Annotated in this window: 21 protein-coding genes; 14 read left to right on the forward strand and 7 right to left on the reverse strand. The window is 54.0% G+C overall.

Annotated features, from left to right (window positions below; genetic code table 11):
- Window positions 1–8: 8 nt before the first annotated feature.
- Complete coding sequence (hfq, locus tag VSS37_RS08775) at window positions 9–236, forward strand: RNA chaperone Hfq (RefSeq protein WP_296679705.1); 228 nt, start codon at window positions 9–11, stop codon at window positions 234–236.
- 35 nt (window positions 237–271) lie between these two features.
- Window positions 272–1,552, forward strand: a complete 1,281-nt coding sequence (gene hflX / locus VSS37_RS08780; protein ID WP_324694461.1) for a ribosome rescue GTPase HflX — start codon at window positions 272–274, stop codon at window positions 1,550–1,552.
- 45 nt (window positions 1,553–1,597) lie between these two features.
- Here the strand turns inward: hflX and rho are convergent, their stop codons facing one another.
- Both rho and trxA read right to left on the reverse strand, forming a co-directional pair.
- Entirely contained in the window at window positions 1,598–2,857 is a 1,260-nt protein-coding gene (gene rho / locus VSS37_RS08785; protein WP_324694462.1) for a transcription termination factor Rho, read from the reverse strand.
- Window positions 2,858–3,166: 309 nt separating this feature from the next.
- Window positions 3,167–3,493 carry a thioredoxin TrxA gene (gene trxA, locus VSS37_RS08790; protein ID WP_324694463.1) on the reverse strand — a complete coding sequence of 109 codons (327 nt, stop codon included), beginning with the start codon at window positions 3,491–3,493 and terminating at the stop codon, window positions 3,167–3,169.
- A gap of 142 nt (window positions 3,494–3,635) precedes the next feature.
- Between trxA and VSS37_RS08795 the strand changes: the two genes are divergently transcribed.
- From VSS37_RS08795 to VSS37_RS08835, 9 genes are all read left to right on the forward strand, one after another.
- On the forward strand, window positions 3,636–4,325 hold the full coding sequence (locus tag VSS37_RS08795) for a DUF3108 domain-containing protein (RefSeq protein WP_324694464.1): 690 nt from the start codon (window positions 3,636–3,638) through the stop codon (window positions 4,323–4,325).
- A gap of 236 nt (window positions 4,326–4,561) precedes the next feature.
- Window positions 4,562–5,257: a response regulator transcription factor gene (locus VSS37_RS08800; protein ID WP_324694465.1), complete on the forward strand. Its 696-nt coding sequence runs from the start codon at window positions 4,562–4,564 to the stop codon at window positions 5,255–5,257.
- A complete protein-coding gene (locus tag VSS37_RS08805) occupies window positions 5,254–5,586 on the forward strand; it encodes a hypothetical protein (protein ID WP_324694466.1) in 333 nt (110 codons plus the stop codon). Before VSS37_RS08800 ends, VSS37_RS08805 begins: the two co-directional genes overlap by 4 nt.
- Window positions 5,587–5,723: 137 nt before the next feature.
- Window positions 5,724–6,020, forward strand: coding sequence for a hypothetical protein (locus tag VSS37_RS08810; RefSeq protein ID WP_324694467.1), 297 nt, complete (start codon window positions 5,724–5,726; stop codon window positions 6,018–6,020).
- Window positions 6,021–6,301: 281 nt separating this feature from the next.
- Complete coding sequence (gene rph, locus VSS37_RS08815) at window positions 6,302–7,018, forward strand: ribonuclease PH (protein WP_324694468.1); 717 nt, start codon at window positions 6,302–6,304, stop codon at window positions 7,016–7,018.
- Complete coding sequence (rdgB, locus tag VSS37_RS08820) at window positions 7,015–7,617, forward strand: RdgB/HAM1 family non-canonical purine NTP pyrophosphatase (RefSeq protein WP_324694469.1); 603 nt, start codon at window positions 7,015–7,017, stop codon at window positions 7,615–7,617. Before rph ends, rdgB begins: the two co-directional genes overlap by 4 nt.
- Window positions 7,614–8,165 carry a D-glycero-beta-D-manno-heptose 1,7-bisphosphate 7-phosphatase gene (gmhB, locus tag VSS37_RS08825; protein ID WP_324694470.1) on the forward strand — a complete coding sequence of 184 codons (552 nt, stop codon included), beginning with the start codon at window positions 7,614–7,616 and terminating at the stop codon, window positions 8,163–8,165. The genes rdgB and gmhB overlap by 4 nt, the downstream gene beginning before the upstream one ends.
- Window positions 8,162–8,899 carry a lysophospholipid acyltransferase family protein gene (locus VSS37_RS08830; protein WP_324694471.1) on the forward strand — a complete coding sequence of 246 codons (738 nt, stop codon included), beginning with the start codon at window positions 8,162–8,164 and terminating at the stop codon, window positions 8,897–8,899. Before gmhB ends, VSS37_RS08830 begins: the two co-directional genes overlap by 4 nt.
- A 94-nt stretch (window positions 8,900–8,993) precedes the next feature.
- Window positions 8,994–10,349: a hypothetical protein gene (locus VSS37_RS08835; RefSeq protein WP_324694472.1), complete on the forward strand. Its 1,356-nt coding sequence runs from the start codon at window positions 8,994–8,996 to the stop codon at window positions 10,347–10,349.
- Between the two features lie 81 nt (window positions 10,350–10,430).
- Here VSS37_RS08835 and VSS37_RS08840 read toward each other — a convergent pair whose 3' ends face one another.
- From VSS37_RS08840 to VSS37_RS08850, 3 genes are all read right to left on the reverse strand, one after another.
- On the reverse strand, window positions 10,431–11,054 hold the full coding sequence (locus tag VSS37_RS08840) for an outer membrane beta-barrel protein (RefSeq protein WP_324694473.1): 624 nt from the start codon (window positions 11,052–11,054) through the stop codon (window positions 10,431–10,433).
- Between the two features lie 89 nt (window positions 11,055–11,143).
- A complete protein-coding gene (locus VSS37_RS08845; RefSeq protein WP_324694474.1) occupies window positions 11,144–11,536 on the reverse strand; it encodes a group II truncated hemoglobin in 393 nt (130 codons plus the stop codon).
- Between the two features lie 236 nt (window positions 11,537–11,772).
- Window positions 11,773–12,252, reverse strand: a complete 480-nt coding sequence (locus tag VSS37_RS08850) for a hypothetical protein (RefSeq protein WP_324694475.1) — start codon at window positions 12,250–12,252, stop codon at window positions 11,773–11,775.
- 273 nt (window positions 12,253–12,525) lie between these two features.
- Between VSS37_RS08850 and VSS37_RS08855 the strand changes: the two genes are divergently transcribed.
- Window positions 12,526–13,458 carry a ribokinase gene (locus tag VSS37_RS08855; RefSeq protein ID WP_324694476.1) on the forward strand — a complete coding sequence of 311 codons (933 nt, stop codon included), beginning with the start codon at window positions 12,526–12,528 and terminating at the stop codon, window positions 13,456–13,458.
- Here the strand turns inward: VSS37_RS08855 and VSS37_RS08860 are convergent.
- Window positions 13,444–14,289 (reverse strand): GntR family transcriptional regulator, encoded by an 846-nt coding sequence (locus VSS37_RS08860; protein ID WP_324694477.1) that lies wholly within the window; start codon window positions 14,287–14,289, stop codon window positions 13,444–13,446. The two genes, VSS37_RS08855 and VSS37_RS08860, sit on opposite strands and share 15 nt — an antisense overlap.
- A 146-nt stretch (window positions 14,290–14,435) precedes the next feature.
- Here VSS37_RS08860 and typA point away from each other — a divergent pair, with 146 nt between their 5' ends.
- Both typA and VSS37_RS08870 read left to right on the forward strand, forming a co-directional pair.
- Window positions 14,436–16,304 (forward strand): translational GTPase TypA, encoded by a 1,869-nt coding sequence (gene typA, locus VSS37_RS08865; protein WP_445971476.1) that lies wholly within the window; start codon window positions 14,436–14,438, stop codon window positions 16,302–16,304.
- 78 nt (window positions 16,305–16,382) lie between these two features.
- Window positions 16,383–16,544, forward strand: coding sequence for a hypothetical protein (locus tag VSS37_RS08870; protein WP_324694478.1), 162 nt, complete (start codon window positions 16,383–16,385; stop codon window positions 16,542–16,544).
- A 2-nt stretch (window positions 16,545–16,546) separates the two neighbouring features.
- Here the strand turns inward: VSS37_RS08870 and VSS37_RS08875 are convergent, their stop codons facing one another.
- On the reverse strand, window positions 16,547–17,155 hold the full coding sequence (locus VSS37_RS08875) for a methyltransferase domain-containing protein (protein WP_324694479.1): 609 nt from the start codon (window positions 17,153–17,155) through the stop codon (window positions 16,547–16,549).
- Window positions 17,156–17,286: the final 131 nt, after the last annotated feature.

A 17,286-nucleotide genomic window follows, 5' to 3' on the forward strand; every position in this document is an offset into this window, starting at 1 on the left:
AGAAGCTCATGTCGAAAGGGCACACTTTACAAGAACCCTTCCTTAATGCTCTGAGAAAGGAACGGATTCCTGTCTCTATTTATCTGGTCAACGGCATCAAATTGCAGGGTCACGTTGAATCATTTGATCAGTTTGTAGTCCTCCTGGGGAATACCGTCAGCCAACTGGTATATAAGCACGCCATTTCCACGATTGTGCCAGCCCGTCCGATCAAATTGGCGTTAGCCCCTGAATAACAACTTGAGTTTGCAAACATCAGGAAGGTTGCCGATTGGAACTGTTTGAACGTCCAGGCGGTGGAGAATGCGCCATCCTTGTTCAAATCAGTTTCAATACGGCAAAGTCCACCAAAGATGAAAAGGAGTTTATTGAACTTGTTCATTCGGCAGGTGCCCAGGTTGCCGGATTAGTCACCGGCTCACGGCAAAGCCCCGACTCCCGCTATTTCATTGGCGAAGGCAAAGCAGAAGAAATACGCCTTCTACTCACAGCGCAAGATGCTGATTTGGTTATTTTCGACCACTCCCTTTCACCTGCACAGGAACGCAATCTGGAAAAGCGGCTACAATGCCGCGTCCTGGATCGCACTGGCCTGATCCTGGATATTTTTGCCCAACGCGCCCGCAGCCATGAGGGCAAGCTTCAGGTTGAACTTGCCCAACTGAAACATCTGACAACGCGCTTGGTGCGCGGATGGACTCACCTCGAACGCCAGAAAGGCGGCATTGGTTTGCGAGGCCCAGGAGAAACCCAGCTGGAAACCGACCGCAGGCTGATTGGTGAGCGCATCAAGCAAATTAGCAAACGCCTGGAAAAAGTCCAGAATCAACGCGAACAAGGGCGGCAGGCGCGCAAAAAGGCCGAGATTCCTACGGTGTCCTTGGTTGGCTATACCAACGCAGGCAAATCCACCTTGTTCAACGCCCTGACACAGGCGGAAGTTTATGCTGCCGACCAGTTATTCGCCACGCTTGACCCTACCCTGCGGCGCGTTCAGCTACCAAACCAACAAGAAATTATTCTTGCCGATACAGTTGGCTTCATCCGCCACCTTCCACATGATCTGGTGGCAGCATTCCGCTCCACCCTGCAGGAAACAACCGACGCCGACCTCCTGCTGCATGTGATTGACAGCCATGACGGACAACTTGACTTGTACCGCGAACAAGTCAATCAAGTAATCATTGAAATTGGTGCAGAAAACGTACCGCAAATCGAAGTAATGAACAAAATCGACCTTGGCGGGCATTCCCCACATATTGAGGAAGGCAATGGCGTCAACCCTGCCCGCATTTATGTTTCTGCTCAAGAAAACCTGGGGCTGGAAATGCTACTGGAATATCTCGGCAACTATTTTGCCGGACAAATATTTCAGGGTGAATTAAACATACCGCCGCATCATGCGCGTCTGCGCGCCCGGCTTTACGCTGACAAAGCTGTTCAACAGGAAAAAATTTCAACCGAAGGCGATTTTCACCTAACTGTTGCCATTGACCAGCGACGCCTGGAGCAATATTTACAGGAAGAAGGATTATCACTGGACGACCTGTAAGGGTAATAGGCAAGCACCCTCCCCTTACAAGCTCAAAGAAGCAATTTAACCCCGCCGCATCACATCGAAAAATTCATTATTGGTCTTGGTTTTAGACAGCTTGTCGAACAGCAATTCCATCGCCTCCAAATCATCCATGCCATGCAGGAACTTGCGCAGCACCCACAAAGTTTGCAGCTCGTCCTGCGTAGTCAGCAGCTCTTCACGACGCGTGCCCGAGCGGTTGATATTAATGGCAGGGAACACACGCTTCTCGGAAATACGGCGATCCAGATGCACCTCCATATTGCCAGTTCCCTTGAACTCTTCGTAGATAACCTCATCCATTTTAGAGCCGGTATCAATCAGTGCCGTCGCAATAATAGTTAGGCTACCGCCCTCTTCAATATTACGCGCCGCGCCGAAAAAACGTTTGGGACGATGCAACGCATTGGCGTCCACACCACCCGTCAACACCTTGCCGGATGATGGCACCACGGTATTGTAGGCTCGCGCCAGACGGGTAATGGAATCCAGCAAAATAACCACATCACGTTTGTGTTCGACCAACCGCTTGGCCTTTTCGATCACCATTTCCGCCACCTGCACATGACGGGCGGCAGGTTCGTCAAACGTGGAGGAAACCACTTCGCCTTGCACCATGCGCGACATTTCCGTCACTTCTTCCGGACGCTCATCAATCAGCAAAACGATCAAATAGCATTCAGGATAGTTGGAGGCAATGCTCTGCGCCATGTTCTGCAACATAATGGTTTTACCGGCTTTCGGCGGCGCGATAATCAGGCCACGTTGCCCTTTACCGAATGGCGACACAATATCAATCACTCGGGCGGTAATGTCTTCACGGCTACCGTTGCCACGCTCCATGCGCATACGCTTGTCAGGGTGCAGCGGCGTCAGGTTTTCAAAAGCAATCTTGTTACGGGCGCTTTCCGGTGGTTCATAGTTGATGGTGTCAACTTTCAACAGGGCAAAGTAACGCTCGTTATCCTTGGGTGGGCGAATTTTGCCCGCAATGGTATCACCCGTGCGCAAGCCAAAGCGACGGATCTGGCTGGGCGAAACATAGATGTCATCCGCTCCCGCCAAATAGCTGGAATCCTGGGAACGCAGGAATCCAAACCCATCCTGAAGGATTTCCAATACACCATCACCATAGATGTCCTCGCCGTTTTGGGCGTGCGCTTTCAGGAGAGCAAAAATGATGTCTTGTTTGCGGGTTCGGGAGATGCTTTCAATGCCCAGCGCCTGGGCCATCTCGAAGACCTCAGCGGCAGATTTCTTTTTTAATTCAGACAGATTCATAGATAATGATGAGTTGATGGAGGAAATGTCATATGTAATCGAGGAAGCACCTGTTCACAGAGTATTCCTTAACCAAGGACAAACGACTGGGTACCCTAAAACTGCGGCGGATGCCTGTTAACAGACCGTGACAGCTTTCAGCAGAAATCTATGATCAAAGAAAACGGGACAGGATTTTCAGAAATGAACCTGGATACAGATTCATATGGCGCTAAACTAGCACGCCAGCAGCATTGAGTCCAGCAAAATAATACGACCAATACCCCATGAATACAAAAAATTCTCATGGGGTATTGGTGCCAACAACACTTACAAACTTTGATTCAAAAATGCAGTCAATTGGGATTTGGATAAAGCCCCAACCTTGGTGGCCTCCACTGCTCCATTTTTAAACAGCATCAGAGTCGGAATGCCTCGAATGCCATAACGTGGAGGAACGTCTTTATTATCATCAATATTCAGTTTGGCAATTTTTAGCTTGCCTGCAAATTCCGTAGCGATTTCATCCAGAAGGGGGGCAATCATCTTGCATGGGCCACACCATTCTGCCCAGTAATCAACCAACACAGGGGTGCCGGATTTTAGTACTTCCTGCTCAAAAGTAGCATCGGAAACTTGGATAATATTGTCACTCACAGAAGGGTTCTCCCTGATTATCGATGTTCACAGTGGCTATTCTCTTATATTTCAAGCCATCTTTGTAGTGTAGCCTAGCAGAACCAGTGCAACGTTTTAGAGTCTAACCTTGGCAATGGCGCTAACCAGAAGGAAAACACCCATGAAACACCCAATACCCGCTATTGGCTTGCTGCTGCTTACCTCCATGGCGGAGGCGGCTCCTCAGGCCTTTCAAGCGAATTACACCGTCACCGCCAAAGGCATGGAGGTGGGGGCCATGACCGCCAGCCTAAGCTATGCAAATGACGCCTATACTTACCAGAAACTCACCAAGGCCAATGGTTTGGCCGCCTTCCTGAGCGGCGACACACTCACGGAACGCAGCACAGGCAACAAAACTGGCGACACGCTGATCCCCAAGCATTATCTGAACCACCACCAAAACCGGCGCAAGGATAAAAAAGACGAACTGGATTTCACCTCCCCCACCAGCGTCAGCGGAACCTTTGCTGACAACGCCTATAAACTCAACGTCCCTAAAGGTACGCTAGACCCTGCCGTGATGGAATTGGCACTGATGGATGCACTGGCCGCCAACCAACCGCTGTCCTACAAAGTGGTGAGCCGGGGCAAGTTGCAGGATTACCAATTCCGTAAATTGGGCAAGGAAACCATCCAGACACCAGCCGGTGCCTATGAATGCGAAAAAGTGGAGGTCATCCACCAAGACAACAAGCGCCAGACCACCCTGTGGCTGGCCCCCAAATTAAATTACGCCATTGTTCAGGTAAACCATACCGAAGATGGCGACCTGATTGAAACCCGCCTGAACAGTTACCAACCCCGTTAAACAGGCTGGAACGGAGGTATGCACACGCAAAACACCTTCCGTTCCAGTCACCCAGCATTACACGCCTGTGCGCCATTCGTGCAGCCCATCCCGCGTTGACCAAACCGAACCGGCGAAACCAGGGAAGGCTTTACGCAACGAATAACATCAAATCCTATTGTAACTTTTGAGAACTGGAATATGATAACCGCAAGGCTAAAAACGTAGTGTTAAGAATCAAACCTGGCTGCAAACCGTTGAATGGCAAAACCATAAACCACATTCTGCTCGTTGATGACGATGTTCTTCTGCATAAATTGCTGGAAGAATATTTCAACATACACGGCCATCACCTTTACAGCCTGAAGGAAGGGGAGGGTATCGGCAACTTCCTGCAACAGCGACGGCCCGACATGATCATCTTGGACATCATGATGCCAGGAAAAGATGGGCTGTATTGGTTAGGCTGGCTCAGGACACACTACCCACAGATCCCCGTCCTACTCCTGTCAGCCAAAAGGACAGCGCATGATCGAGTGAAGGGATTTGAACTGGGTGCTGCTGATTACCTCATCAAACCCTTTCACCCTAAAGAGCTCCTGATCCGCGTCAACAATATCCTCCACAACCGCCAAATAGCGGACAACAAGTTGATCAAGCTCGGCAACTACCTGTTTGACCCAACACAGGAAAAGCTGCTCAACAATAATACGCAGATCAAATTATCAACACTAGAAAGCCATTTATTGCTATTCTTTTGTCAGAATGCCGGTCAAACCCTAACACGCGACGACATTTCCTATGCATTGAACGGAAATGAACATCACCCGATGAACCGCAGCATTGATATGGCCGTCACCCGGTTACGTAAAAAACTGGGCGACGACAAAGATGCGCCCCAATACCTGCATACCGTCTGGCGCAAAGGTTACCGCCTGACACTGAATACATGAAAACACACCCCATATTGAACACATTGCTAGGAACCTTGGGCGAAGAAGGGACACAACGCTTTCTCTCCTTTGCCCTTCCGCAAATCCGCCAGTCCCGGCAAGAACTTTTGGCCAGCCTACGCCAACAGGACTGGGAAGCAGCCGCAACCATCGCCCACCGCCTCAAAGCCACAGCCCACCTTTACAGCACCAATGCCTTGCAGGATTCCCTCAAAACCATCCATAACAAAGAACTCACCACCTTGTCGCACCCTCCATTTTTGCCAGCTCTCGAAGCAGAGTTCCAATATATCGAACAAATTATAACCAATTATTTGAATAATAATTAATCACAAATATTGGACTGTTACATTTTTTTACAATTTCTAAGATTACAAATGCAGCAATATCCGCTAAGTTAGTAACCAGCTGATCGAGGGGGGGATTTCTTGGCCAGTAAGGATATGATTTCCAAGGATATGAGAGCATGTTTAATAAGAATTACTTATTGCTTGTTGCCGTTTTGCTGGCAGGATTATTGGCAACGCAGCCAACTCTGGCGATGTCCCAAATGGGCAAGCAGAGACAGATACAACGCGGCAATAGCCCCACAACAGACAATGCTGGTGATTACTTCGTACTTGAGGCATCCACTCTGCGCCGCCTGCTGCCGGAATTGCTTGAAACAACACTTTACACACACTTGCTACAGTCAGACCTGTTCATCACATTAAGCGGCATGACTGAGTATGTGTTAGACAAACACAGCACAAAAGCTCGCTAGATCGACCTTCTCGGCCTGTCTTACTGCGCTAAGTAGCAGGCCGCTTTTTCCGCTTCCTCTGTTAACCAGCCCTGCTCCTCCCTCAATGGGCAGGGCTGGCTTTTTTAGTTTTTAATCAGCCATCAAACAACAATATCCCCACCCATCAAAAAAACAACGCCACCCATCGCTTGACTGGCCGCAGCGAATAGGTCAGGCCCGTTGGCATCCATTGCCCGTGAAACCCTTGCCAAGGATGCGTATAATCAGCCCTCCCCTGAAAACAACAGAAAGGAACCCTGATGAGGCCAAGCGAACGCGCCCCTGAACAGATGCGCACCATCACATTCACCCGCCATTACACCTGCCATGCGGAAGGCTCCGTCCTGGTGGAATTTGGCAACACCAAGGTGCTATGCACCGCCACCGTCGAGGAGCGCCTGCCCGCATGGTTGAAAGGCAAGGGGCAAGGCTGGGTGACCGCCGAATACGGGATGCTGCCGCGCTCCACCGGCTCCCGCACCCCACGCGAAGCCGCCAAGGGCAAACAGGGCGGGCGCACCATGGAAATCCAGCGCCTGATCGGGCGGGCGTTGCGTGCCATCGTCGATCTCGAAGCGCTCGGCGAATACCAGATCACCCTTGACTGCGACGTCATCCAGGCTGACGGAGGCACCCGCACCGCCTCCATCAGCGGCAGCTACATCGCACTGTGCGACGCCATCAGCTGGCTGCAAAAAAACCGCCGCCTGAAGAAAAACCCATTGCACGGCCAGATTGCCTCTGTCTCCGTCGGTATCTACAACGGCGTTCCGGTGCTGGATTTGGACTACGCGGAAGACTCCAACGCCGAAACCGACATGAATGTGGTCATGAATGAAGCCGGTCAATTCATCGAGTTGCAAGGCACCGCTGAAGGCCACGCTTTCCGCCGGGACGAACTCGACGCCATGCTGGCACTGGCGGAAAAGGGCATCCGCGAAATCATGCAGGCGCAACGGGAGGTGCTGGAGGCATGAGCAGAAAAATCGTCCTGGCTTCCGGCAACGCAGGCAAACTGCGTGAATTCAACGCCATGATGGCCGACCTCGGCCTCGAATTCGTGCGCCAGAGTGAACTTGGCGTACAGGATGCGGAAGAAACCGGCCTGACCTTCGTCGAAAACGCTCTGCTCAAGGCGCGTAATGCCGCACAGCATACCGGCATGCCCGCCATGGCGGACGACTCAGGCATCGTGGTGGATGCGCTCGGCGGCGCGCCGGGGTTGTATTCCGCCCGCTACGCCGGGGAGCACGGTGATGACGCCGCCAACAACGCCAAACTGTTGGAAGCGCTGAAAGACACACCGGAAGCACAGCGCAGCGCCCGTTTCTACTGCTGCATCGTCTACCTGCGCCACCCCCACGACCAATTGCCGATCATCGCTGAAGCCAGTTGGGAAGGCCGGGTGCTGTCCGCCCCCAGTGGTGCCAACGGTTTCGGTTACGACCCGCTGTTCTACGTGCCAACGCATGGCTGTTCTTCCGCCGAACTGCCGCCGGAAGAAAAGAACCGCATCAGCCATCGCGCCCAGGCGTTACGCAAGCTGCACACGCTGCTGGAGCAGGCAAAGGCATGAAGCTCATCATCCTCGACCGCGACGGCGTGATCAATGAAGACTCGGATGCCTACGTCAAGTCGCTGGAAGAATGGGTTCCCATCCCCGGCAGCATTGCAGCGATGGCCAAGCTCAACAAAGCCGGGTATACGCTGGCGGTCGCCACCAACCAATCCGGCATCGCCCGTGGTTACTACGACACCGCAACCCTTGAGGCCATGCATGCGCACCTGCGCCGCCTGCTGGCGGAACAAGGAGGCAAGCTCGACCACATCGCCTACTGCCCCCACATCAGCACCGACCAGTGCGATTGCCGCAAGCCCAAACCCGGCTTGCTGCTGGAAATTGCCGCCCGCCTCCACACCGACCTGAAACAAGCTATCGTCGTCGGCGATTCCCTGCGCGACTGGCAGGCCGCCGCCGCTGTCGGTGCCGCATATGTGCAAGTCCGCACCGGCAAAGGCGAGCGCACCCTGGCGGATGGCCGTTTACCCGCCGATATACCTGTGTTTGATAATCTGGCAGACTATGCCGACTCGCTCTCGCTTACCGGAATCCCAACCGCATGAAAACATTGGACACGCTTTGGCTGGGCGCACGCGCCACCCTGTTCTGGATCGGCTTTGCCCTCAGCACCTTGTTGGCAGGCATGCTGGCACCGTTGGCGTGGCTGTTTCCTTTGAAATACCGCTACCCGGCCGTCATCCTGTGGAACTGCTTCAACCTGTGGTGGCTGCAAGCCAGTTGTGGCGTGAAATATCAGGTCTGGGGGCTGGACAATATCCCAACAGACAGCGCCTTCATCCTCATGTCCAACCACCAGTCGACCTGGGAAACGCTTGCCCTGCCCTGCATTTTCCCGCAACAACTGAGCTGGGTGCTGAAACAGGAATTGCTGAAAATCCCCTTCTTCGGTTGGGGCTTGCGCCTGATCCGGCCAATCGCCATTGACCGCGGGGCGGGGCGGGCCGCGGTCAAACAACTGTCCCAGCAAGGCAAGGCGTTGCTGGAGGATGGCCTCAGCGTGGTGATTTTTCCGGAAGGCACCCGAGTCGCGCCCGATACAACCGTCCCCTACAAAATTGGTGGCGCAATCCTTGCTTCCCATTCCGGCTTTCCCGTCGTGCCAGTGGCGCACAACGCCGGACAAAGCTGGCCACGCCATGGCTGGATCAAGTGGCCCGGCACCATTACGGTCAGCATTGGCCCTGCCTTCAGCAGCCAGGGCATGAAGGCCGACGCCATCAACCAACAAATCCAGGCATGGATTGAAGCGGAAAAATTACGCTTACCCCCATTGTAAGCAACCAAAAAAAGTAGCGCCCTTCGCCCGTGATTTTTATACTTGACTGACTTATCAGGTAAATAATAATTTCAGGCACCAGAGGAAGATCGCTATGAGTGTAGATGTTATTACGGTTACAGACCCCGTGTCGGGTGTCTGTGAAATTGACAACCAACCGATGGTGTTCCACTGCAACCATTACAACCGCACCTTGCAGAACACCATTGAAAACTGTCGGCATATCGACAATAAGAAAATTCTTATTCATGCTGCCGCTGAAGTCACCTTTCTCGGCCTACAAGCGCATTTCCAGCAGTACCCGGAGATGAACTTGGAAGACCGCCTGCATTACGCAGAATCACTCTACCGTTTCTGCGGCTTCGGCCTACTGCCCCTGTTGGAAACCGTCAAGACGGCAGTCGGCAAAAACGAATTCGACCTCAGCACCTGCTCCTCCCATTACGGGCGCGCATTGGCGTTGAATTTTGAGAAACGCCGGGGTGCAGGCGAGTATTTTGACCTGGGCTTCGCCATTGGCGCGCTTTCCGCTGCCTTCGGGGAAACATTCAGCGGTGAACTGACCACCGAAGCCATTTCCCTCAAAGGCAAGCAAAGCACTTTCCACATTTATGTCGGCGGTGACGAGTTTGAATACTTGTTCAAGCTTACCAACGGAACACCTGCATTTCAGGAAGCTCCCGGCCTGAACTCCGTCATCCCGGAACGGACCACCGCCAGCAACATCGACGAGGCCACGGTCATCAATGGCGTCAGCCAAGCACCCTTATATGGCAACCAGCAAGGGCTGATACCCGCTTTCGGGGTGGAGCTGACCCGCCACTACGCCGATTACTACAACTTGGTTTCCTACCGGCTTGAGCAACAATTGGCGGATGTCCTGCAAAAGCGCCCTATCCTGGCTGACCTGCTGGTTTACGACTACCCCGCACTGTTCTATTACAAGCAGTACATCAACCTGGAAGGCATGAGCCTGTCACGCACCCTGCTGATTGAAGCCGGTCACATCTGCGGCTTCAACACCATGGGCGGCATCATGAACTCGGAGGCCTGGGAAGGGCTGGTCATGCCCATGATCAAGACCCGAGAGGACTGGCTGCATGGCATCATTGCCGTCATCAATGCACTCGGCTGGGGAGTATGGCGGGTGATGGAGCTAATTCCCGAAGAAAAATTGCTGCTACGGGTATGGCGACCCTACGAATCGCTTGGCTACCTGCGCTGGATTGGCTACGCCGACCACCCGTTGGACTACCTGGTGAACGGGGTGGCCGCTTCCTTGATGAACCTGCTGTATGAAGGCGACATCACCCAACGCCCCAACCTGGATCTGGACTATTACTACCGGATCAACCGTTCACCCAACTCTTTTTGGGCGGAGCAAAGCAAATGCGTGGCGATGGGGGATGAATATTCGGAAGTGGCTGTCACCCGCCGCCAGCGTGGATGAGCATGTTGCCCGCGCACAAAAAGGCCGGATAACAGCCACGCTGTGATCCGGCCAGCAACAGATCAGACTTGCGCAATACGCCTAAAAGTTATAGTGCAAGCCAACCATCGCGGTATCCACATCATCTTTCACCGTATGGGCGGTGCCATTCTCAATCAGCTTCGAACCATCGCCGACACTGAAGAAACGGTCCCAACCCAGATGCGCACCCCAATGTTCACTGAAGTTGTATTCCACGCCAGCGCCCACCACTGGGGACACGCCCGTATCCGACGCATTCCCAACCGTTGTGTTCACCTTGCTCTTCCACACTGCCCCGCCCAGCTTCCCATACAGGTTAACGTTTGAAGTCAATGGCTTGCGCCCGACTGCACTCAAGCTCAAGGCGCGGGATTGCTGGGTGCCTGTTGCTGCCCCGGTGGAATCCGCCAGACGGGCGGTATAATCCATATCCGTGTAACCAGCTTCCACCGCCAAATTGGGGCTTAATGGATAGCCCGCATACACATTGACCGCTTTGTCCGTATCACAGACCTCCCGGCACGCCACACCATTGACACCACAAGCAACATTCAGGGAGTTGTCATCCAATGAAGAATTCCAGCCCAAGCCTGCACCCACATACGGTGCCTTGGCCGATCCCGCCAGGGCGGCACCACTACAAAGCAAAATAGCCAAACTCACCGACGGCAAATATTTATTCATCCTTTTATCCTCAATTATGTCTATGCCTAACTAAATTTAGCAGAAATGTATAAAATTGTTATTCATTATTTCTATTCGAAGGTTTTTTATTATCCAGCCCGGTTACGCATATGATCCGCAACCTTGGCAAAGGCCGATTTCAACTGGCTTTTCAACAACTCATCGGGCAGCTGTTCATCCAGCGCCATGCCCATGCACAGCAACCACTGATCCCGCATTTGCGTATTGACAGGAAATGGCATGTGGCGCAACCGCAGGCGCGGGTGGCCATATTCCGCCTCATAAAGCCCTGACCCGCCTAACCAACCGGATAGGAACTTGAACAATTTGTCTCGCGCCCCCTGCAAATCTTGCGCATGAATTTTGCGCAACTCCCAAGTTTCCGGCAACTCGTCCATCAAATCATAGAAGCGGTTGACCAAACGCCGCACCCCATTTTCGCCGCCCAGCATATCGTAATGGGTTGTAATCGGTAATTCCATCACAGGCTCCAGCAACACATGTGAAAGGCGCAAGTCTACGGCGTTTCCAACATGTTGGGCAGGGGATTTCGCAAATGGCGCAAATCAGTGCTCCTCGGCAATGCGCAGTGACGTTCCGGTTTAGCGCGGGCGAACACGCCAGTGTGCCAGAGAAATCGTGCTGCACCCTGGCATATTGTTGCACGGCATCATTCGCATACTCATCACAGCGGGTGGGCAGGTGTTGCAGCCAACCCTTACAATGTCGGCGCAACCACCCCCTTGTATTGGTAAGTCGCGGTGGTTTTGTCGGATGTGGATTTGTACGGCAGCCCATCATCCTTGCCGATGTAGAGTTTGGTGGCGACAGCAGGCACGCCTGGTATTTCTGTGGTATAGCCCAGCACATTCATTTCCACGCCATCCAGGGTTTCGGAACCTTCATCCTTACAATCCGACACCTTGATTTTGCCGTCTTGCAACATCTTGATGGCGATCTTTTCAGCTTCATCCAGGTTCATGGGGGATTTTTTCCATTTGCCATCATCTGCCATGAAAAATTTCCCATCGACTTTGATGGCCTCCAGTTTGATGCCGCCACTTTCGGTTACTGAATGCCAGGCGGGCTGTCCCAGCTTGGCCTCGCTGGATTTGAGGATGGGTTCACAAGCCGCGTCCAGCGCAAAGGCTGGCGGCAACAGGGCAAGCAAGGCAGTCATAACAAACAGGTGTTTCATAGATCACTCCTTGGGTCAGTCAGGGTTGCCGCATCAGTTCAACCCGGCGGTTGCGGGCGCGGCCTTCGAGGGTGTCAGAGTAAGTTTCCACAGCATATGGGGCACGTTCACACAATCAGCGCATACCAATATAATACCAATAATATCAGGCTGCAATGATCAAATTTTAGAAACTTGCCGCCGCTGCTTGATTCCTCTTCCCTAGCAGTGAAAAACCTGCCCACCGGCCTGCATTCCACCTAAAATCCTGCCAAACAGCAGAGGGAGGAAGGTATGGACGTATTGGTACTGGGCAGTTATATCCACGCCAACAGCCTAGCGGTCAGGCGTTTGCCGCAGGCGGGGGAATCCATCCAAGCAGACCGCCTGTGGGTGGAACACGGCGGCAAGGGCCTGAACCTGGCAGTGGGAATGCACCGGCTGGGCCTACAGGTTGGAACCCTGCTCGCAATCGGTGATGATGCCCCCGGACGGGCGTTGCTCCAGTTCCTGCAAACCGAAGGCATGGATACCAGCCGGATTGTGCTGACAGACGACAACTCCGGTTTCGGTGTTGGCCTAGTATCCCCTGACGGAAGTAACGTGATCGCCATCTACCCCGGTGCGAATGCACGGCTGGATGCCGCCCACGTCCGGGCAGGCCCTGCAAAGCTGGGGCAATGCCGAATGGTTTGCGCCCAGTTCGAGATTCCTGATGCGCCCATCCTGGAAGCCTTCCTGCTTGCCCGGCAATATGGCACCCCCACATTGCTGGCACCCTCACCCTGGCGCACACCCCACCCCGCACTATTACCGCTAACAGATATTCTGGTTTTGAATGAAACCGAGGCCATGGCGATGTTTGGCATTGAACCTAACCAGAAACCAACCATTGCCGACTGGTTGCGATGCCTGCCCACGCTGGATTGGCAAGGCAAGCTGCTGGTGATCACGCTAGCGGAGCAAGGCTGCGTGACCCGGCAAGCTGACGGGGAATGCCACCATGTGCCTGCCTGGGCCATTGAGGCGGCTGACCCTACCGGGGCAGGCGACGCCTTTACCGCCGGGCTGGCCTGCGCCCTGCTGGCTGGCCATGCCCTGACACCCGCACTGCGTTTTGCCAATGCCTGTGGCGCACAAGTCGCTGCCCGCACAGGAGTTGTGGCGGCGTTGCCCAGATTGAAACAAGTGGAAAGCTTTATGCAGGCAAGCCTACCGGCTGCTTGAGGCCACACCACTCCCTGCCGTTGGCCGACCCATGGTCAGGTTAATCCGGTAAGTATAGGCATCCCCCCGGAATGCCCCTTCCACATACTCCACCATTTGTCCCGTGGTGGCATAGGTCTTGCGTTTAAGCAACAGGCAAGGGCCTGGTTCAGCAAAACCGAACGCCTCCATTTCTTCCTGGGTGCTCATGACTGCTTCAATGCTTTGCTCGCCGCTGCTCAAGGTCACGCCGCATTGTTGTTGCAGGAACTGGTAAGCCGAGCCTTCCACATCCCATTCCGCCATTGCCGGGGCGCAGGCAAGGTCATACCAGGCGACTTCCCGCGTCATGGGCTGGCCGTCCCCTAGGCGCAGGCGCACCAGCTTGAGGAAGCGTGCAGTGGATGGCCTGTTGAACACGGAAGCAATGGCACCATCCGTCACGATTTCCCGATACAGCAAACGGGTGGATGGCACCATCCCAATTTCCCGCATTTCCTCGGTAAAACCCTTGAGCCTGCCCAACTCCGGCTTAATGCAGGGAGGCGACTTAACCATAACCCCAGCACGGCCATGGGTGCTGATGTAATCCTGTTCACGCAATTCGTTATAGCAGCGGCGCACCGTTGTCCTGCTCAACTTGAGGGCTTCCGCCAAAGCCCGCTCCGATGGCAGGCTGGTGCCTTCACCCAGCTCCCCGGCCTGAATCATTTGGACTATCTGCCGCTCCAACTGCCGGTAGACCGGCTCCGCCACACCTGCATCCGCCTTCAGGCGGCGGATAAACATGTTGCCGTCGTTGACGGCACGCAGGTCAACAGCGGTCACGGTAGCATTTGCTTGAGAACTCATCGTATGGCCTTCACTTCAACAACCTGATTATTTTTCTAACGATACCATAAAAAAATCGCCGCCCTGCATGGCCTGCCTGATATCGCCCCCCAGGATTCGCAAATTCATTAGAAAATTAACATATTCCAAGTATAATCGCGCCTTTCATGAATTCATTGAGTACCTTAGCTGTGATCCAGAACCTGCGAAACATCGCCATCATCGCCCACGTTGACCACGGGAAAACCACCCTGGTGGACAAACTGTTGCAACAATCCGGCACCCTCGGCGAACGTGCTGAAGTTTCCGAACGCATGATGGACTCCAACGCGCTGGAGAAAGAGCGCGGCATCACCATCCTGGCGAAAAACACCGCCCTGCGCTGGACCAACCCCAGCAATGGCATCGAATACCGCATCAACATCGTCGACACCCCAGGGCATGCGGACTTCGGCGGTGAAGTGGAGCGCGTGCTCTCCATGGTCGATTCCGTGCTGCTGCTGGTGGACGCCGTGGATGGCCCAATGCCGCAAACCCGCTTCGTCACCCAGAAAGCCTTCGCCCACGGCCTGAAGCCGATCCTGGTCGTCAACAAGATCGACCGCCCTGGTGCACGCCCCCACTGGGTGATGGACCAAGTGTTTGAACTGTTCGACAACCTCGGCGCCAGCGACGAGCAACTCGATTTCCCGGTGGTGTACGCTTCCGCCCTCAACGGCTTCGCCGGTCTGGAAGAGACCGTCGACGGCGGCGACATGACCCCACTGTTCGAGACCATCATCAACAGCGTGCCCGCCCCGGATGTGGATGTGGATGCCCCGTTCCAGTTGCAGGTCAGCCAGCTCGACTACAACTCCTACCTCGGCATTATCGGCATCGGGCGCATCAAGCAAGGCAAGGTCAAAACCAATACCCAGGTCAAGGCGATTGACACCGACGGCAATGTGCGCAACGGGCGTATCCTGAAAATCCTCGGCTTCAACGGCCTCGACCGGGTGGAAGTCAATGAAGCGCAGGCTGGCGACATCATTGCGTTCTCCGGTATGGACGAACTGCACATTTCCGACACCTTGTGCGACCCGGACAATGTGGTGGCACTGCCGCCGCTGAGTGTGGACGAACCCACCGTCACCATGACCTTCCAGGTCAACACCTCCCCGTTTGCGGGCAAGGAAGTCAAGACCGGCACCTCTTCCCGCCGCCTCAATGAGCGCCTCAAGCAGGAATTGCTGCATAACGTCGCCTTGCGCGTCGAGGACACCGCTGACCCGGAAAAATTCAAGGTTTCTGGCCGTGGTGAACTGCACCTCGGCATCCTGATCGAAAACATGCGCCGCGAAGGCTACGAACTGGCCGTTTCCCGCCCGGAAGTCATCATCCGTGAAATTGACGGTGTGAAAATGGAGCCGTTTGAAAACGTCACCGTCGACATCGAAGAGCAGAGCCAAGGCAAGGTGATGGAAGCGCTGGGCGAACGCAAAGCCGAACTTAAAGACATGGCCCCAGATGGCAAAGGCCGGGTGCGCCTGGAATACACCATGCCGTCACGCGGCCTGATCGGTTTCCAGACCGACTTCATGACCATGACTTCCGGCACCGGCCTGATTTACCACACCTTTGAAAACTATGCCCCGGTCAAGCCAGGCGCGATCGGCCAACGCCACAACGGCGTGTTGATTTCCAACGCCACCGGCAAGGCGCTGGCTTACGCCATCTTCAACCTACAGGAACGTGGGCGCATGTTCATTGTCCACGCGGAAGAAGTGTACGAAGGCCAGGTCATCGGCATCCACAGCCGTGACAACGATCTGGTGGTCAACCCGCTGAAAGCCAAGCAATTGACCAATATCCGTGCCGCCGGGACTGACGAAAACCTGATCCTGACGCCGCCAATCCGCATGACGCTGGAACAGGCGATGGAATTCATCGACGATGATGAGCTGGTGGAAATCACCCCGAAAAGCATCCGTATCCGCAAAAAGTTCCTGCTGGAGCACGAACGCAAGCGTGCTTCCAAGAAAGAAGAAACGGCATAATACACCTAGCCGCCCCTTCCCTTCACTTGAGGGGGCGGCTCCAAAAATCCACAACAAACAATTTAAAGGGCTATCGTTATGCGAATCACATTCATCATTTGTGTATTGTTCACCCTGCAAGGCTGTGCAGTGCAGGTCGCCAGCAGCGTGGCGGGGGCAACAGTCGGCGCTGCGACCGGCGCAGCAGTGGCTGTCGCCAAAACACCGTTCAAAGTCGTGGGGGCAATCGCTGGCGATTAGCCCTATTCAGCAGGAAAGAAAGGGCCCTGCGGCTGATCAAAAATCATCAGGTTCTGAATGCCGGGAACATGCCAGTAACGTTTGGTCGACGCACCCGTAAAGCCTGGGAATTGTAGCCAGGCTTCATCACTGAAATAGTTCAGTTCATGTGAACACGGCGACTTACTGTGCTGCCCCCGCATTTGCCAAAATACCGACCAAGTGTGCGGCTCTATCCAGGTGCCATTGGACGGCACGATAATGCAAAAACGCTTCGCCACCCGGCGGATTTCGCTGCTTACCGCGCACAAACGATCCATTGGCTGGATGTGCTCCAACACGCCGATTGAAACCACCGCGTCAAAATACTGGTCTGGCCACGGCAATGATTTCGCATCCAACTGCTGAAAATTAAAATCACACACTTTGGGCAAATTGAGGACATCGACGCCTGTAGCGTCATACTCATCCGCAAACTGCATGAAATCCACGCCGCTGGCGCACCCCACTTCAAGAACTTTCTGCCCAGGTTGCAAACCCAGCACCTGGCGGATCATTTCAAACCGACGCCTTCGGAAACGGGTTGACAAATCCGTATTCCTGTACATCGGATACAGTAATTGATATAGCATGAAAATAATCCTTCACCCTCAACGAGAAGTTTTTCAAAAAAGTAAAAATTTATTTATTTCAATAAGATAAAAAACTAGCAAATGCAAACGCCTAGTGAATGCCGCCCTGACCTCTTATGAGTTTGACACTA

The organism is Candidatus Thiothrix phosphatis (genome assembly GCF_035668035.1).
GTDB classification, from domain to species: domain Bacteria; phylum Pseudomonadota; class Gammaproteobacteria; order Thiotrichales; family Thiotrichaceae; genus Thiothrix; species Thiothrix phosphatis.

What these genes read in the sequence shown, in the direction of transcription:
- VSS37_RS08805 (WP_324694466.1), top strand. Translation starts at nt 5,254, where the DNA reads ATGAAAACACACCCCATATTGAACACATTGCTAGGAACCTTGGGCGAA.
- rph (WP_324694468.1), top strand. Translation starts at nt 6,302, where the DNA reads ATGAGGCCAAGCGAACGCGCCCCTGAACAGATGCGCACCATCACATTC.
- VSS37_RS08855 (WP_324694476.1), top strand. Translation starts at nt 12,526, where the DNA reads ATGGACGTATTGGTACTGGGCAGTTATATCCACGCCAACAGCCTAGCG.
- VSS37_RS08875 (WP_324694479.1), bottom strand. Translation starts at nt 17,155, where the DNA reads ATGCTATATCAATTACTGTATCCGATGTACAGGAATACGGATTTGTCA.
- rho (WP_324694462.1), bottom strand. Translation starts at nt 2,857, where the DNA reads ATGAATCTGTCTGAATTAAAAAAGAAATCTGCCGCTGAGGTCTTCGAG.
- VSS37_RS08850 (WP_324694475.1), bottom strand. Translation starts at nt 12,252, where the DNA reads ATGAAACACCTGTTTGTTATGACTGCCTTGCTTGCCCTGTTGCCGCCA.
- VSS37_RS08810 (WP_324694467.1), top strand. Translation starts at nt 5,724, where the DNA reads ATGTTTAATAAGAATTACTTATTGCTTGTTGCCGTTTTGCTGGCAGGA.
- VSS37_RS08860 (WP_324694477.1), bottom strand. Translation starts at nt 14,289, where the DNA reads ATGAGTTCTCAAGCAAATGCTACCGTGACCGCTGTTGACCTGCGTGCC.
- VSS37_RS08795 (WP_324694464.1), top strand. Translation starts at nt 3,636, where the DNA reads ATGAAACACCCAATACCCGCTATTGGCTTGCTGCTGCTTACCTCCATG.
- gmhB (WP_324694470.1), top strand. Translation starts at nt 7,614, where the DNA reads ATGAAGCTCATCATCCTCGACCGCGACGGCGTGATCAATGAAGACTCG.
- rdgB (WP_324694469.1), top strand. Translation starts at nt 7,015, where the DNA reads ATGAGCAGAAAAATCGTCCTGGCTTCCGGCAACGCAGGCAAACTGCGT.
- VSS37_RS08845 (WP_324694474.1), bottom strand. Translation starts at nt 11,536, where the DNA reads ATGGAATTACCGATTACAACCCATTACGATATGCTGGGCGGCGAAAAT.
- VSS37_RS08830 (WP_324694471.1), top strand. Translation starts at nt 8,162, where the DNA reads ATGAAAACATTGGACACGCTTTGGCTGGGCGCACGCGCCACCCTGTTC.
- hfq (WP_296679705.1), top strand. Translation starts at nt 9, where the DNA reads ATGTCGAAAGGGCACACTTTACAAGAACCCTTCCTTAATGCTCTGAGA.
- VSS37_RS08835 (WP_324694472.1), top strand. Translation starts at nt 8,994, where the DNA reads ATGAGTGTAGATGTTATTACGGTTACAGACCCCGTGTCGGGTGTCTGT.
- VSS37_RS08840 (WP_324694473.1), bottom strand. Translation starts at nt 11,054, where the DNA reads ATGAATAAATATTTGCCGTCGGTGAGTTTGGCTATTTTGCTTTGTAGT.
- VSS37_RS08870 (WP_324694478.1), top strand. Translation starts at nt 16,383, where the DNA reads ATGCGAATCACATTCATCATTTGTGTATTGTTCACCCTGCAAGGCTGT.
- typA (WP_445971476.1), top strand. Translation starts at nt 14,436, where the DNA reads ATGAATTCATTGAGTACCTTAGCTGTGATCCAGAACCTGCGAAACATC.